Source organism: Streptomyces sp. UNOC14_S4, assembly GCF_020740835.1.
GTDB lineage: Bacteria > Actinomycetota > Actinomycetes > Streptomycetales > Streptomycetaceae > Streptomyces.
Genome location: NZ_JAINFC010000218.1, coordinates 1 through 11719 on the forward strand (window position 1 = coordinate 1; position 11719 = coordinate 11719).

Annotated in this window: 14 protein-coding genes, 3 tRNA genes and 1 pseudogene; 13 read left to right on the forward strand and 5 right to left on the reverse strand. The window is 70.3% G+C overall.

Annotated elements, in window-relative coordinates; genetic code table 11:
• Positions 1-31 precede the first annotated feature (31 nt).
• Positions 32-124, forward strand: a pseudogene (locus tag K6I34_RS38935) (protease HtpX); the annotation flags it as partial.
• A gap of 477 nt (positions 125-601) precedes the next feature.
• A complete protein-coding gene (locus tag K6I34_RS38340) occupies positions 602-730 on the forward strand; it encodes a hypothetical protein (RefSeq protein ID WP_275127106.1) in 129 nt (42 codons plus the stop codon).
• A gap of 222 nt (positions 731-952) precedes the next feature.
• Here K6I34_RS38340 and K6I34_RS20140 read toward each other — a convergent pair whose 3' ends face one another.
• The gene (locus K6I34_RS20140; RefSeq protein ID WP_229327703.1) at positions 953-2137 is read right to left on the reverse strand and encodes a helix-turn-helix domain-containing protein; all 1185 of its coding nucleotides are present in this window, start codon (positions 2135-2137) and stop codon (positions 953-955) included.
• 130 nt (positions 2138-2267) lie between these two features.
• On the opposite strand from K6I34_RS20140, the gene K6I34_RS20145 reads away from it, so the two are divergent.
• Positions 2268-2813 (forward strand): flavoprotein, encoded by a 546-nt coding sequence (locus tag K6I34_RS20145; protein ID WP_229327704.1) that lies wholly within the window; start codon positions 2268-2270, stop codon positions 2811-2813.
• Between the two features lie 30 nt (positions 2814-2843).
• Here K6I34_RS20145 and K6I34_RS20150 read toward each other — a convergent pair whose 3' ends face one another.
• Positions 2844-3377, reverse strand: a complete 534-nt coding sequence (locus K6I34_RS20150; protein ID WP_229327705.1) for an NUDIX domain-containing protein — start codon at positions 3375-3377, stop codon at positions 2844-2846.
• A gap of 167 nt (positions 3378-3544) precedes the next feature.
• Between K6I34_RS20150 and K6I34_RS20155 the strand changes: the two genes are divergently transcribed.
• Together K6I34_RS20155 and K6I34_RS20160 are read left to right on the forward strand one after the other, a co-directional pair.
• The gene (locus tag K6I34_RS20155) at positions 3545-3943 is read left to right on the forward strand and encodes a YccF domain-containing protein (protein WP_229327706.1); all 399 of its coding nucleotides are present in this window, start codon (positions 3545-3547) and stop codon (positions 3941-3943) included.
• A gap of 255 nt (positions 3944-4198) precedes the next feature.
• Positions 4199-4900 (forward strand): aminoglycoside phosphotransferase, encoded by a 702-nt coding sequence (locus K6I34_RS20160; RefSeq protein WP_229327707.1) that lies wholly within the window; start codon positions 4199-4201, stop codon positions 4898-4900.
• A gap of 108 nt (positions 4901-5008) precedes the next feature.
• Here K6I34_RS20160 and K6I34_RS20165 read toward each other — a convergent pair whose 3' ends face one another.
• Complete coding sequence (locus K6I34_RS20165; RefSeq protein WP_229327708.1) at positions 5009-5497, reverse strand: YajQ family cyclic di-GMP-binding protein; 489 nt, start codon at positions 5495-5497, stop codon at positions 5009-5011.
• Positions 5498-5680: 183 nt separating this feature from the next.
• On the opposite strand from K6I34_RS20165, the gene K6I34_RS20170 reads away from it, so the two are divergent.
• A tRNA-Tyr gene (locus K6I34_RS20170) sits at positions 5681-5762 on the forward strand.
• A 116-nt stretch (positions 5763-5878) separates the two neighbouring features.
• Here the strand turns inward: K6I34_RS20170 and K6I34_RS20175 are convergent.
• On the reverse strand, positions 5879-6541 hold the full coding sequence (locus K6I34_RS20175; RefSeq protein ID WP_229327709.1) for an NAD(P)H-binding protein: 663 nt from the start codon (positions 6539-6541) through the stop codon (positions 5879-5881).
• A gap of 115 nt (positions 6542-6656) precedes the next feature.
• Entirely contained in the window at positions 6657-7943 is a 1287-nt protein-coding gene (locus K6I34_RS20180; RefSeq protein WP_229327710.1) for an amidohydrolase family protein, read from the reverse strand.
• Between the two features lie 218 nt (positions 7944-8161).
• On the opposite strand from K6I34_RS20180, the gene K6I34_RS20185 reads away from it, so the two are divergent.
• The 7 genes from K6I34_RS20185 to K6I34_RS20215 all read left to right on the forward strand — a co-directional run.
• Positions 8162-8234: transfer RNA gene (locus K6I34_RS20185), tRNA-Thr, on the forward strand.
• Between the two features lie 49 nt (positions 8235-8283).
• A tRNA-Met gene (locus K6I34_RS20190) sits at positions 8284-8356 on the forward strand.
• 88 nt (positions 8357-8444) lie between these two features.
• Entirely contained in the window at positions 8445-8609 is a 165-nt protein-coding gene (gene rpmG, locus K6I34_RS20195; RefSeq protein ID WP_003956487.1) for a 50S ribosomal protein L33, read from the forward strand.
• 174 nt (positions 8610-8783) lie between these two features.
• A complete protein-coding gene (locus K6I34_RS20200; RefSeq protein WP_229327711.1) occupies positions 8784-9242 on the forward strand; it encodes a MaoC family dehydratase N-terminal domain-containing protein in 459 nt (152 codons plus the stop codon).
• Complete coding sequence (locus K6I34_RS20205) at positions 9242-9673, forward strand: MaoC family dehydratase (RefSeq protein ID WP_229327712.1); 432 nt, start codon at positions 9242-9244, stop codon at positions 9671-9673. The genes K6I34_RS20200 and K6I34_RS20205 overlap by 1 nt, the downstream gene beginning before the upstream one ends.
• Positions 9674-9787: 114 nt before the next feature.
• Positions 9788-10354, forward strand: a complete 567-nt coding sequence (locus K6I34_RS20210) for a TetR/AcrR family transcriptional regulator (RefSeq protein WP_229327713.1) — start codon at positions 9788-9790, stop codon at positions 10352-10354.
• Positions 10355-10512: 158 nt separating this feature from the next.
• A partial coding sequence (locus K6I34_RS20215; protein ID WP_229327714.1) for a DHA2 family efflux MFS transporter permease subunit occupies positions 10513-11719 on the forward strand: 1207 nt, incomplete at its 3' end.

An 11719-nucleotide genomic window follows, 5' to 3' on the forward strand; every position in this document is an offset into this window, starting at 1 on the left:
CTGATACATGATGAGCGCCACCCTCTCCCCCGCGGGCGAGGGCCTCTCCAAGCTCTTCTCCACCCACCCGCCGATGGCGGAGCGCGTCCGCCGGCTGGAGGGGATGGCGGGGGAGCGGCTCTAGAGCGACGCCGCTGGGTGAAGGGCGTTCCTGTGCGCTGCCGCACGGTCTACGAGGGGCGCGGTTGCGGTACCACGGGGACTGCCCGGAAGTGACGTGTGCGTACCGACGCGAACAGCACGTGGCCCGTGCACGCCGCGTGCGCAGAAGCCCACTTGTCCGGAACCAGAGGGGACTGCGAGTCCGGCGACCATGCCCAGCACGTCGTGCACACTCCACCTCGTAGAACACCGGCCCTCTGGGCTCGTCGTCCCGCCTCCCGTGAGTTGCCAGCCGCAGGCCCCAGGAAGTGAACTTCAGAGTCACCCTGATCAGGACCGCTCTGGCTCGGTCCTGACAGCCACGTAACACTGTCGGGTCTAACCGCATTACTCACCTTCCTTGCGGTCGCGGCCCCCACGTTCGTCGGACCCTGACCGTGGTTTCGCCGTGCATCCTCATCGGAGTGCCGGACGTGAAGACCACCACGACGGTCTCGGCATGGGCATCTGTTTGCGGGACGGCACGAACCTGCTTCACTTCCCGTCGTTCGTCACCGTCAAGGATCTCGTCACCGCACCGGATCATGTACGCGAGCAACCGCATCACTTCCACCCCGTCACACCGTGAGACCCCGCACGAGTCTTCGCGGCCTCGGACCGGACATCGATCAATGCCAGCCGTTGCGCCATGGCGCGCCCTTCTTTCTCCCGGGTCACGGGCGCGACTCGTGTCGATGGCCGCAAGGTGCCCCGGGGCCGTCGTCGTGAACTGCCTCCGGAACCATGCTGGCGACGCGCCAACGCCCCAACTTTCACAGTTCGGTGAAAGCCAAGGGTCCGGGCGAAGCGCCTACAGCCCCACCCAGGCGGCCAGATGGTCGAGAGTGTCCGGGGTACGTCGCACGAGGTGGATCAGGCCCCGGATGGTCTCGCGGGCGCCGGGGTGGTGACGAGTCTGCTGTGGGGCCAACCGGCGGGCGGAAACCAGGGAGTTCAAGGCGGCATCGGAGCGCCCCGTCTCCATCTGCGCGCGGGCCTTGTCCACGTGGAAGTGCGCGGCGCGGGAGATCGCCCAGCCCTTCGGGATCTCCACCTTCGCGGCACGAGCGAGAGCTTCGCCGTAGGTCCGCATCTCGATGCTCGCCGATACCGCGTGCACCGACACGTTGGTCGGGCCGAAGGACAGCCACAGAATGTCGCCGGCCTCGCCGGTTCGCTCCGCGTACGACCCGGCTTCCTCAAGATGACGTGTCACCAGACCGGAGTCCTGGGCACGTGCCGCGATGACCGAACCGCCCAGGTGGAGCTGCCCGGCGACGGCGAAGTGCTCCCGAGTGCGCGGGGCCTGGTCGAGCAAGCTGTGTCCGGAGGCGATGAGGCGCTGGCCGATCCTGTACTCCCCCTCGCGGAAGTACACCAGGGCCCGCATGTACTGACGTACTGCCGCGAGCAGCGGATCCGAGGCCCGTTCGGCGGCCCAGTCCATCCGGTCCAGGGCGACGGTGGACAGGTCGTAGTAGCCGAGTTTCACCGTCACGTCGTGTGCCGTGCGATAGGTGCTCGCCAAAGCAGCCCACAGGCCGGACGAGGGCGTGAGGTGCGCGGCAGTGGTGATCTCGGCGATCGCGCAGGGAAGTTCCAGGGCGGCGTCGTGCAGTTTCGTGGCCCGGACCAAGAGGCACAGTCTCTCGGCAGTGTCGATGAGCTGTCCCGCCGGGCGAGGACGGATGTCCGGATCCGGCCCCAGGTCGTACAGGTCCAGCGCTTCCCTGATGGGGCGGATCAGTTCCGCGAGCCGGTCCTGTTGCAGCTCCGCCATGTAGGGCTGACCGGTCAGCGCGGTCACGTCGACGGACAGTGCTTGCGCGACGGCCGCGACCAGGTCGGGACTGGCGGGTTTGTGGCCCGACTCGACCTGCGTGAGCAGGCTGTAGGAGTACGGGATTCGCTGGGCCAGCCCGCGTTGGGTGAGCCCGGACCGCTTGCGGTGGTGGGCGATCCGGACGCCGGGATGTTCGTCGCCGGGAAAGGGCATCGCTGGCTCCGTTCCATGACTCCGCAACAGGAACGCTACCGCTGCCCGGCGGTCACGAGAACGCCGAACGGCGATCAGCGCGTGAAAGGGACGGTTGCGCTTGAGAAGCCGCACACGGTGGACTGCGTTCATGACCGCGAACCGTGTCCTGTACCTGCTCGGCAGCGCCGCCCCGCCGGTGCTCAACGTGGCGGACGTCATCGAGCAGGCCCAGGCCGCAGGATGGGACGTGTGCCTCGGCCTGACCCCTACGGCGGCCCGTTGGCTGGACGAGCAACTGCCCGCGCTGGAAGCGCAGACCGGACACCCGGTGCGGAGCGCCTACAAGCTGCCACAGGAGCCGGACGCATGGCCGCGGGCGGACGTCGCCGTACTGGCCCCCGCCACGTTCAACACGATCAACCAATGGGCACTCGGGATCACCGACAAGTTCGTCGTCGGCTTCGTCGCCGAGGCCATCGGCAAGGGGATTCCCCTGGTGACCATGCCGTGCGTCAACAGCGCCTTCGCCGAGCACACGCAGTTCGCGCGCAGCGTCGACACGCTCCGCGCCATGGGTGTGCGGGTGCTCTATGGTCCCGGGGGATTCGAACCGAACAAGCCGGGCGAGGGGCGCGCCGGAGCCTACCCATGGCATCTGGCGCTCGACGCCGCCGATCGGGCGTTCACGAGCTGAAGCCGTCCGGGCCCAGACGGGGGCGATCTCTCAGCGGATCGATTCGTCCATCAGCACGTACAGCAGGCCGACGAGCGCGCCGCTGCTGACGATCTCGCGTCGGTCGATCATGCCGCGTACCCGGTCGAGCGGGATCCACTCGATCCGGTCGGACTCGTTCTTCTCGGCCGGTGCCCCGATGTACGTGGCGCTGTCGGCGCGGAACACGTAGTGCTGCGAGTCGGTGATCCCGTTCGCGGGCTCCGCGTAGATCAGTGGCTTCATGGGACCGGGACGCCATCCCGTCTCTTCCTCGGCCTCCCGGGCGGCGGCCTCCTCGGGGGACTCGCCTTCCTCGATCAGGCCCATGGGCAGTTCCCACGCCCACGTGTCCGTGATGAAGCGGTGCCGCCACATCATCAGGACCTCACGCCGGTCGTTCACCACCGCCGCCACGGCCAGGTGCCGCAGCCGCACCACGTGGTGCTCCCACCGCTTCCCGTCCGGCTGCTCGACATCGATCAGGCACAGGTTCACCCATTCATTGGTGTATACCTGCCGCTCGCCATAGGTCTTCCACTGCATGTGTGTTGCCCCTCCCGCCATCACCGGACAGCCTCCCAGAGGCCGGGGCGGCGTAGCGGGCGGCGGGTCCGTGGCCCGCAATGACACGTCTGTGACCTCGCGCAACCACCCACGAGCGCGAAAGCGTCCCCCTCGCCAGAGGTTGTTTCGCGTGGGAGGCTGTTTTTATGAGGTTCATCCTGAATTTGATCTGGCTGGTCCTCTGTGGCCTCTGGATGGCCATTGGCTATGTCATCGCCGGCCTGATCTGCTGTGTCCTCATTGTCACGATTCCTTTCGGAATCGCGGCGTTCCGTATCGCCGGCTTCGCCCTGTGGCCCTTCGGGCGCACGACAGTGGAGCGGAGGGACGCCGGAGCGGGCTCGCTCATCGGCAACGTCATCTGGTTCATCTTCGCGGGCTGGTGGCTGGCGCTGGGCCACATCTTCACGGGCATCGCGCTGTGCCTGACCATCATCGGAATCCCGCTGGGCATCGCGAACTTCAAGCTGATCCCCATCTCGCTGATGCCGCTCGGCCGGGAGATTGTCTCTACGGACGAGGCGTACGCGGGCTACCGCTGGTAGTCCCGACTCCCGCGCGGCGAGAGGGTGTTCGCCCTGGGGCGCACAACAACAGCCCCAAGCGCACCTGACAGTTCCCCTGCGCCGGTCCTCTGCTTGTGCCACGCTGTGGCCAAGCCGGGGACCGGCTTCTGTCTGGACGAGGAGAGGCGCGGGTGGACCGCACGCCGTGGCACGAACTCCCGCTCGCCGCCCGGCGCGCCGTCGAGGCGCACACGGGGCCCGGTCGAGCGGTCGGAGACTGCCGACAAGGGCGTGATGTCGCCCGTTGCCTGCGTGCTGCACACCTGCTCGGGGCGCGTGTTCGCCAAGGGCACCCGGCTCGACGACCCATCGGCATGGATGTACCGCACCGAAGCGCGGGTGACGGATCGCGCGCCGCTCGCTCCGCGCCTGCTGTGGCAGGTGGAGGCGGGCGGATGGCTGCTCGTGGGGTACGAGTACGTCGACGGACGCCACCCCGATCTCTCGCCCGGCTCCGCCGATCTCGCCCCGCTGGTCGACGCACTCACCGCGATGTCCGCCGTCCCGTGGCCCGAGGCGGTACGCAAGAAGCCGCTGCACACCCGGTGGGGCGGGCTCGTCCCGGACGGCCACGCGCATGAACTCCAGGGCCAGGCGCTCGTCCACACGGACATGTCGCCGTTGAACATGCTGGCCACGGCCGACGGGATCGTTCTCGTCGACTGGGCGCTCGCCTGCCCGGCACCGGGCTGGGCCGACACCGCGTTCACCGTGCCGCGCCTCATCCACGCAGGACATACACCCCGTCAGGCCGAGTCCGTCGCCCGACGGGTTCCGGCGTACCGGGCGGCCTCCCCCGGCGCTGTCGACACCTTCGCGCGCGCTCTGCACGCGGTCTGGGAGAGCAGGGAGAAGGCAGACCCGCTGCCGCACCGGGCAGCGCTCATCGCCGCCGCCGGAGCCTGGGTCGAACACCGGGCTCTCGCTGTGGCCTGAGACATTCGCACCCACCTGTGGCGGACGACGAGACACCGCGAGGGCGCGCCGGAGATTCGATCTCCGGCGCGCCCTCGTCGTGTCGGCCCCGCGTCAGTCGCCGTGTGACTAGCGGTAGTTGACGAACTGCAGCGCGAAGTCCAGGTCCTTGCCCTTGAGGAGGGCCTGGACGGCCTGGAGGTCGTCGCGGCTCTTGGAGCTGACGCGCAGCTCCTCGCCCTGGACCTGGGCCTTGACGCCCTTGGGGCCCTCGTCGCGGATGATCTTGGCGACCTTCTTGGCGTTCTCCTGGGAGATGCCCTCCACGATGGAGGCGAAGATCTTGTACTCCTTGCCGGAGAGCTGCGGCTCGCCGGCGTCCAGGGCCTTGAGTGAGATGCCGCGCTTGATCAGCTTGGACTGGAAGATGTCCAGGACCGCCTTGACCCGGTCCTCGCCGTTGGCGCGCATCTCGATCTTGTCGCCCGACCACTCGATCGAGGCGCCGACGCCCTTGAAGTCGTAGCGGGTCGCGATCTCCTTGGCGGCCTGGTTGAGGGCGTTGTCGACCTCCTGCCGCTCGACCTTCGAGACGATGTCGAAACTGGAGTCGGCCATATTGAGTTGGCTCCTCGTACGTAGATCCATCACGGGTGCGGCCGGGTGCCGCCCCGCAAGCCTAGTTGCCCGGCCCCCGATCGAGGGGTGATGAACCGAGTGGCGGACCACCCCTGGTCATCGGGTATGGTTTACGTCGTTGCCACGGAGCGGTTCGAAAGAACACCCGAGGTGACCACCCTTGGCGGTGTGCCCGAGTGGCCAATGGGAGCGGACTGTAAATCCGTCGGCTTAGCCTACCCAGGTTCGAATCCTGGCGCCGCCACATGTGAAGGCCCTTCTCTTCGGAGAAGGGCCTTCGGTGTTTTTCAGGGTGGCTTGATCGCCGCCGTGATCCGCGGCACATTCACAGGGCCGCGGTCCGTGCGGCGGCGCGGTCGCTCAGCTCTCCGCCACGCTTTTCACGGCCTCGGTCACCGGCGTGTCGCCCTCGATCAGCTCCAGCGTGCGCCCGGCCGTCCCCGGCTCGTCCAGCAGCGCAGCGAGCACCGCCGCCACGTCGTCCCGCGTGACCGCGCCCCGGCCCGTCGACTCGCCCAGGGCCACCCGGCCCGTACCGGGGTCGTCGGTCAGCGCGCCGGGCCGCAGGATCGTCCAGTCGAGGCCCGCGCGGGCCCGTACGTCGGCGTCGGCCGCGCCCTTGGCGCGCAGGTAGGCGGCGAAGACCGGGTCGGTGCCCTCGGCGGGCTCGCGGTCGGCGCCCATCGAGGAGACCACGAGGAACCGCCGTACCCCGGCGGCCTCCGCCGCGTCGGCGAACAGTGCGGCCGCGGCGCGGTCCACGGTGTCCTTCCGCGCGGCGCCGCTCCCCGGGCCGGCCCCGGCGGCGAAGACGGCCGCGTCCGCCGACTCCAGGTGCCTGACGAGGTCCCCGACCGAGGCCGTCTCCAGGTCGCACACGACCGGCTCCGCGCCCGCCGCGAGCAGGGCTCCCGCCTGCTCCGGCCTGCGGATGACGCCCGCCACTTCGTCCCCGCGCGCGTGGAGCAACCGTTCCAGCCGCAACGCGATCTGACCATGTCCACCAGCGATGACAATGCGCATGATCCGACCGTACGCGGTACGGCGCGCACCGCCAGGCGAAAGGGGCGCGAACCGGCCTGCCGGGACGCGAACGGAAGCTCACCGGCGTATTCGCCCACGGAGGCGCGCTCCGCCGTCAGGACGGCTCGCCGCCCCCGCGGGACGACTGCCGCGGGAGCTCCAGGGCCGCCGCCGCGGTCGAGTCGCAGTACTCCCGCACCGCGCTGGTCCGCGCGACAACGCGCCCTTGGTGCACCACCAGACGGCTGTACGCGAGCGACAGCACGCCCTCGATCCGCCGCCCCCGCACCGCCAGCAGCTCCGCGGGGAACCCCGCCTCCACCCGCACGACCGGCAGCCCCATGGCGGCCCGCGCGCCGCCGCTGACGGCCTCGTACGCCTCGTGCGGGCGCAGTTCGCCGCGCGAGGCCAGCAGGAAGGCGGCCTCCAAGGGGTCGCCCCGGCCCACGGGGTTCGCGGCGTCCCGCAGCGCGCCGCTGCCCGCCGTCACCCGCACGCCCGCCTGCCGCAGCAGCCGTACCGGCGCGCAGCGCGAGACGCGGGCGGCCCGTAGCTCCAGGGCCCCGCAGTCGCCCTGCGGCAGGCACACCACGGTCACCTCGGCGGCCGCGAGTTGCTCGGCGGCCCGCGCGGCCTGCTCGTGCGGCAGCCGGGCCAGGCCGCCGCACGGCCCGACCGTGACGCGCGGCCGCAGGCCCCCGGCCATGGCCGCGAGCCGGGCGAGCCGCGCCGGGTCGCCGCCGTCGGTGTGCAGGTCGACCGGGCAGCCGTGCTCGGCCGCGAGGCCCAGGGCGATCTCCGCGTAGCCGGTGGGGTCGGGGTCGAGGTCGGGGCAACCGCCCACGGCCGCGCCCATCTTGACGGCGTCGCGCAGCATGGCGAGGCCCTCCGCCCCGGCGGCCCCGGTCAGCAGCCGGGGGACCGCGACGACGCCGAGGTCCGTGAGCCCGCGCAGCGCCCGCCGCGCCTGGAGGACCGCCTCCAGCGAGCGCAGGCCCTGCACGTCCCCGATGCGGACGTGCGAGCGGAGCGCGGTGGCGCCGTGCCCGAGCTGCAGCAGCGCGGCCTCGGTGACCCGGCGCTGGACGTCCTCGACGGCGTACGGCACGGGGCCGTCGAGGTCGGCGGTGAAGGCGGTGTCGCCGTGGCCGTGGGGCTCGGCGGGCGCGGGCAGCAGCAGATAGCCGCCGAGGTCGACGCGCGGCCCGGGCGCGAGGCTGCCCGCCGTGCCGACGGCCTCGATGCGCCCGCCGCTGAGCCGTACGTCCACGATGCGGCCGTCGGCGAGCCGTGCCCCGCACAGCACCAGGGCACCGTCGCCGGAGTCGGCACCGGGCGGCTGGCCGACGGGAGGGGTGTCACCCCCGGGGTTTCTCGGGGGCTGCGGCTGGCTGTCGGGCATCGCGCTCCTCCGGGCTCCGGGGCGTGCATGATCACGCAGCGTGGTCCGAGCCTAGGGCGCGTTCGGATCGGCTTCGAGCAAGCGACGAATAGTCGTACTGGTGTGGTGCGGGAGGCGGTGGAGAGGCGCCCGTGGGGGGCTTCCGGACGGGCCTCCGGGGTGGTGCCGGGATACGGATTTCACCTTCGGCGGCCAACCGTGTAATGTCTTCCTCGCTCGCCCCAATAGCTCAGTCGGCAGAGCGTCTCCATGGTAAGGAGAAGGTCAACGGTTCGATTCCGTTTTGGGGCTCTGGTGTGAGGGGATCCTCGCCTTCGGGTGAGGGTCGTCCACGCATCAAAGCGGTGTAGCTCAGTCGGTAGAGCAAGCGGCTCATAATCGCTGTGTCACCGGTTCAAGTCCGGTCACCGCTACACGTAGTAGCCGATTGTGGGGTCGGTCCTCCGATCGGCTACTCTTTTGTCTGCGTTCCATCCGTCCCGTCCGTCAAGGAGCACTCACGTGGCTGCCACCGACGTCCGCCCGAAGATCACGCTGGCCTGCGTGGAGTGCAAGGAGCGGAACTACATCACCAAGAAGAACCGGCGTAACAACCCGGACCGTCTTGAGATGAAGAAGCACTGCCCGCGCTGCAACTCGCACACCGCGCACCGCGAGACGCGCTGATCAGTAACAGGCTCGTATGCGAGGCCGTCCCCACTGGGGGCGGCCTCGCTGCGTATTCCGGCGCGCCCGCGCGTTTCCCGGCTTCCGGATCATCTCCGGGGCGGCTTTCCGTATCGTCTCCGGTGCGCCGCGGCGCCATGAATCCACAGCAGTCCACTCAGGAGGTGCCGAGCCATGGCGCTCGACCAGTCCTTCGTCGGACGGACCTATCCGGCCACCGAGCCCTATGAGGTCGGCCGGGAGAAGATCCGCGAATTCGCCGAGGCCATCGGGGACACCAATCCGGTGTACACGGATCCGGAGGCCGCGAAGGCCCTCGGATACCCGGACGTGATCGCTCCGCCCACGTTCGTGTTCGCCATCACCTTCCGTGCCGCGGGCCAGGTCGTCCAGGACCCGCAGCTGGGCCTGGACTACGACCGGGTGGTGCACGGCGACCAGAAGTTCGCCTACACCCGCCCGGTGCGCGCGGGGGACCGGCTGACGGTCACCTCCACCATCGAGACGATCAAGTCGATGGCGGGCAACGACCTGGTGACGGTCCGCGGCGAGGTGCGCGACGAGACCGGTGAGCACGTGGTGACCGCGCACACCATGCTGGTGGCGCGCGCCGCCGAGGCCGAGGAGGCGTGATGGCCGCGAGGATTTCCTACGACGACGTCGAGGTCGGCACCGAGCTGCCGACGGTGGCCTTCCCGGTGACCCGGGCCACCCTGGTCCGCTATGCGGGTGCCTCCGGCGACTTCAACCCGATCCACTGGAACGAGAAGTTCGCCAAGGAGGTCGGTCTGCCGGACGTCATCGCGCACGGCATGTTCACCATGGCGGAGGCCGTCCGCGTGGTGACCGACTGGACCGGTGACCCGGGCGCCCTCGTGGAGTACGGGGTGCGCTTCACCAAGCCGGTCGTCGTGCCGAACGACGACGAGGGCGCCGTCATCGAGGTCGGCGGCAAGGTCGCGGCCAAGGACGGCGAGGCCCGCACCGTCCGCGTCGACCTGCTGGTCAAGAGCGCCGGCCAGAAGGTGCTGGGCATGTCCCGCGCGGTGGTCAGGCTCGCCTGACGCGAGCGATCGGTAATCGGTAATCGGTAAGGGGCGCCCGTCCATGGCGGACGCCCCTTACTTTTCCACCCCGCACCTTGACTCGGTAAGTAAGCAGTCACTAACTTTCTCTCCATGGTCAGGATGAGCGCCGAAGAGCGCCGCGAGAGTGTCATCCGCGCGGCGGTCACCGAGTTCGCGCGCGGCGGCTACCACGGCACCTCCACGGAGGCGATCGCGCGCAGGGTCGGCGTCTCGCAGCCGTATCTCTTCCGGCTGTTCCCCGGCAAACAGGCGATCTTCCTCGCCGCGGCCGAGCGCTGTGTCTCGCAGACCCGCCAGGTGTTCGAGAACGCGGTCGCGGACCTGCCCGCCGACGCCACGGTCGAGGAGCGGTCGCACGCCGTGGCCGCCGCCTACCGGCGGCTGCTCACGGAGGATCCCGAGCAGCTGCTGATGCAGATGCAGATCTACGCGGCGGTCGCCTCTGCCGAAGCGGGCGGCGAGCCCGAGTTCGGCGAGGTCGTGCGCGGCCACTGGGCCCAGCTGTGGGACACCGTCCACCTGGGGCTCGGCGGCGACGCCCACGAGACCAAGAAATTCATGGCCTACGGCATGCTCGTCAACACCCTGGTCGCGCTCGGCTTCCCCGGTGACCACCGCGTGTGGGGCACTTTCTGGGACGAGGCCAGGCCCGCCTGACCTGTCGGGCCTGGCCGGTCTATCCGGCCTGCCCGGCTTGCCTGATCCGTCTGATCCATCTGACCCGTCTGATCCGCCCGTCCTCGCCGGACGGGCCCGGCCTGCCTGCCCATGGCCGCAAAAGTTAGTAATCAATAACTAAGTTCGGGGGGACTCCCATGCAGCAACAGACGCGGCGCTCCGGCGCCGTCTGGGCCCTGATCGTCACCAGCGCCGCCGGCTTCATGGCGGCGCTCGACAACCTCGTCGTCACCACCGCCCTGCCGTCCATCCGCGAGGACCTCGGGGGAGGGCTCGCGGACCTGGAATGGACGGTCAACGCCTACACCCTCACCTACGCCGCACTGCTGATGACCGGCGCCGCCCTGGGCGACCGCTTCGGCCGCCGCAGGCTCTTCTCCATAGGCGTCGCGCTCTTCGCCGCCGCCTCCGCCGCGGCGGCCCTCGCCCCCGGCATCGACGGCCTGATCGCCGCACGGGCCGTCCAGGGCGTCGGCGCCGCGATCATGACGCCCCTGTCCCTGACCCTGCTCACCACCGCCGTCCCCGCCGCACGGCGCGGCATGGCGTACGGCATCTGGGGCGCGGTGAACGGCCTGGCCGTCGCGGGCGGCCCGCTCATCGGCGGCAGCCTCACCGAGCACATCTCCTGGCAGTGGATCTTCTGGCTGAACGTCCCACTGGGCATCGCCCTGCCGCCCCTCGCCCGGCTGCGCCTGGCCGAGTCCCGCGCGCCGCGGCCCCGCCTGGACATCGTCGGCACGGTGCTCGTCAGCGGCGGCCTCTTCGGGATCGTCTACGGGCTCGTCAACGCGCACGCCCACGGCTGGACCAGCGCCCGCGTACTCACCGGCCTCATCGTGGGCCTCGCGCTCCTCGGGGGCTTCGTCCACCACGGCTTCCACAGCCATCAGCCCGTCCTCCCCATGCGGCTCTTCGGCAACCGGGCGTTCGCGGCGATCAACGCCGCCGGGCTGCTGATGTTCCTCGGCATGTTCGGGTCGATCTTCCTGCTCAGCCAGTTCCTGCAGGGGGTGTGCGGCTACTCGCCCACCGAGGCGGGGCTGCGCATGCTCCCCTGGACCGGCGCGCCCATGCTCGTCGCGCCCCTGGCGGGCTGGCTCTCCGACCGCGTCGGCGGCCGGACCGTGATCACGGCGGGCCTCGCCCTCCAGGCGCTCGGCCTCGCGCTCTTCGCGCTCGTTCTCGCCCCCGACGTGTCGTACGCGGCACAGCTGCCCGCGCTGATCGTCAGCGGAGCGGGGATGGCGATGTACTTCGCCCCCGCCTCGAACCTGGTGATGTCCAGCGTGCGCCCCGACCAGCAGGGCGTCGCGTCCGGGGCGAGCAGCGCCCTGCGGGAGG

What these genes read in the sequence shown, in the direction of transcription:
- K6I34_RS20165 (WP_229327708.1), bottom strand. Translation starts at nt 5,497, where the DNA reads ATGGCCGACTCCAGTTTCGACATCGTCTCGAAGGTCGAGCGGCAGGAG.
- K6I34_RS20140 (WP_229327703.1), bottom strand. Translation starts at nt 2,137, where the DNA reads ATGCCCTTTCCCGGCGACGAACATCCCGGCGTCCGGATCGCCCACCAC.
- K6I34_RS20205 (WP_229327712.1), top strand. Translation starts at nt 9,242, where the DNA reads ATGGCCGCGAGGATTTCCTACGACGACGTCGAGGTCGGCACCGAGCTG.
- K6I34_RS20160 (WP_229327707.1), top strand. Translation starts at nt 4,199, where the DNA reads ATGTCGCCCGTTGCCTGCGTGCTGCACACCTGCTCGGGGCGCGTGTTC.
- K6I34_RS20145 (WP_229327704.1), top strand. Translation starts at nt 2,268, where the DNA reads ATGACCGCGAACCGTGTCCTGTACCTGCTCGGCAGCGCCGCCCCGCCG.
- K6I34_RS20155 (WP_229327706.1), top strand. Translation starts at nt 3,545, where the DNA reads ATGAGGTTCATCCTGAATTTGATCTGGCTGGTCCTCTGTGGCCTCTGG.
- K6I34_RS20150 (WP_229327705.1), bottom strand. Translation starts at nt 3,377, where the DNA reads ATGCAGTGGAAGACCTATGGCGAGCGGCAGGTATACACCAATGAATGG.
- K6I34_RS20175 (WP_229327709.1), bottom strand. Translation starts at nt 6,541, where the DNA reads ATGCGCATTGTCATCGCTGGTGGACATGGTCAGATCGCGTTGCGGCTG.
- K6I34_RS38340 (WP_275127106.1), top strand. Translation starts at nt 602, where the DNA reads ATGGGCATCTGTTTGCGGGACGGCACGAACCTGCTTCACTTCCCGTCG.
- K6I34_RS20200 (WP_229327711.1), top strand. Translation starts at nt 8,784, where the DNA reads ATGGCGCTCGACCAGTCCTTCGTCGGACGGACCTATCCGGCCACCGAG.
- K6I34_RS20210 (WP_229327713.1), top strand. Translation starts at nt 9,788, where the DNA reads ATGGTCAGGATGAGCGCCGAAGAGCGCCGCGAGAGTGTCATCCGCGCG.
- K6I34_RS20180 (WP_229327710.1), bottom strand. Translation starts at nt 7,943, where the DNA reads ATGCCCGACAGCCAGCCGCAGCCCCCGAGAAACCCCGGGGGTGACACC.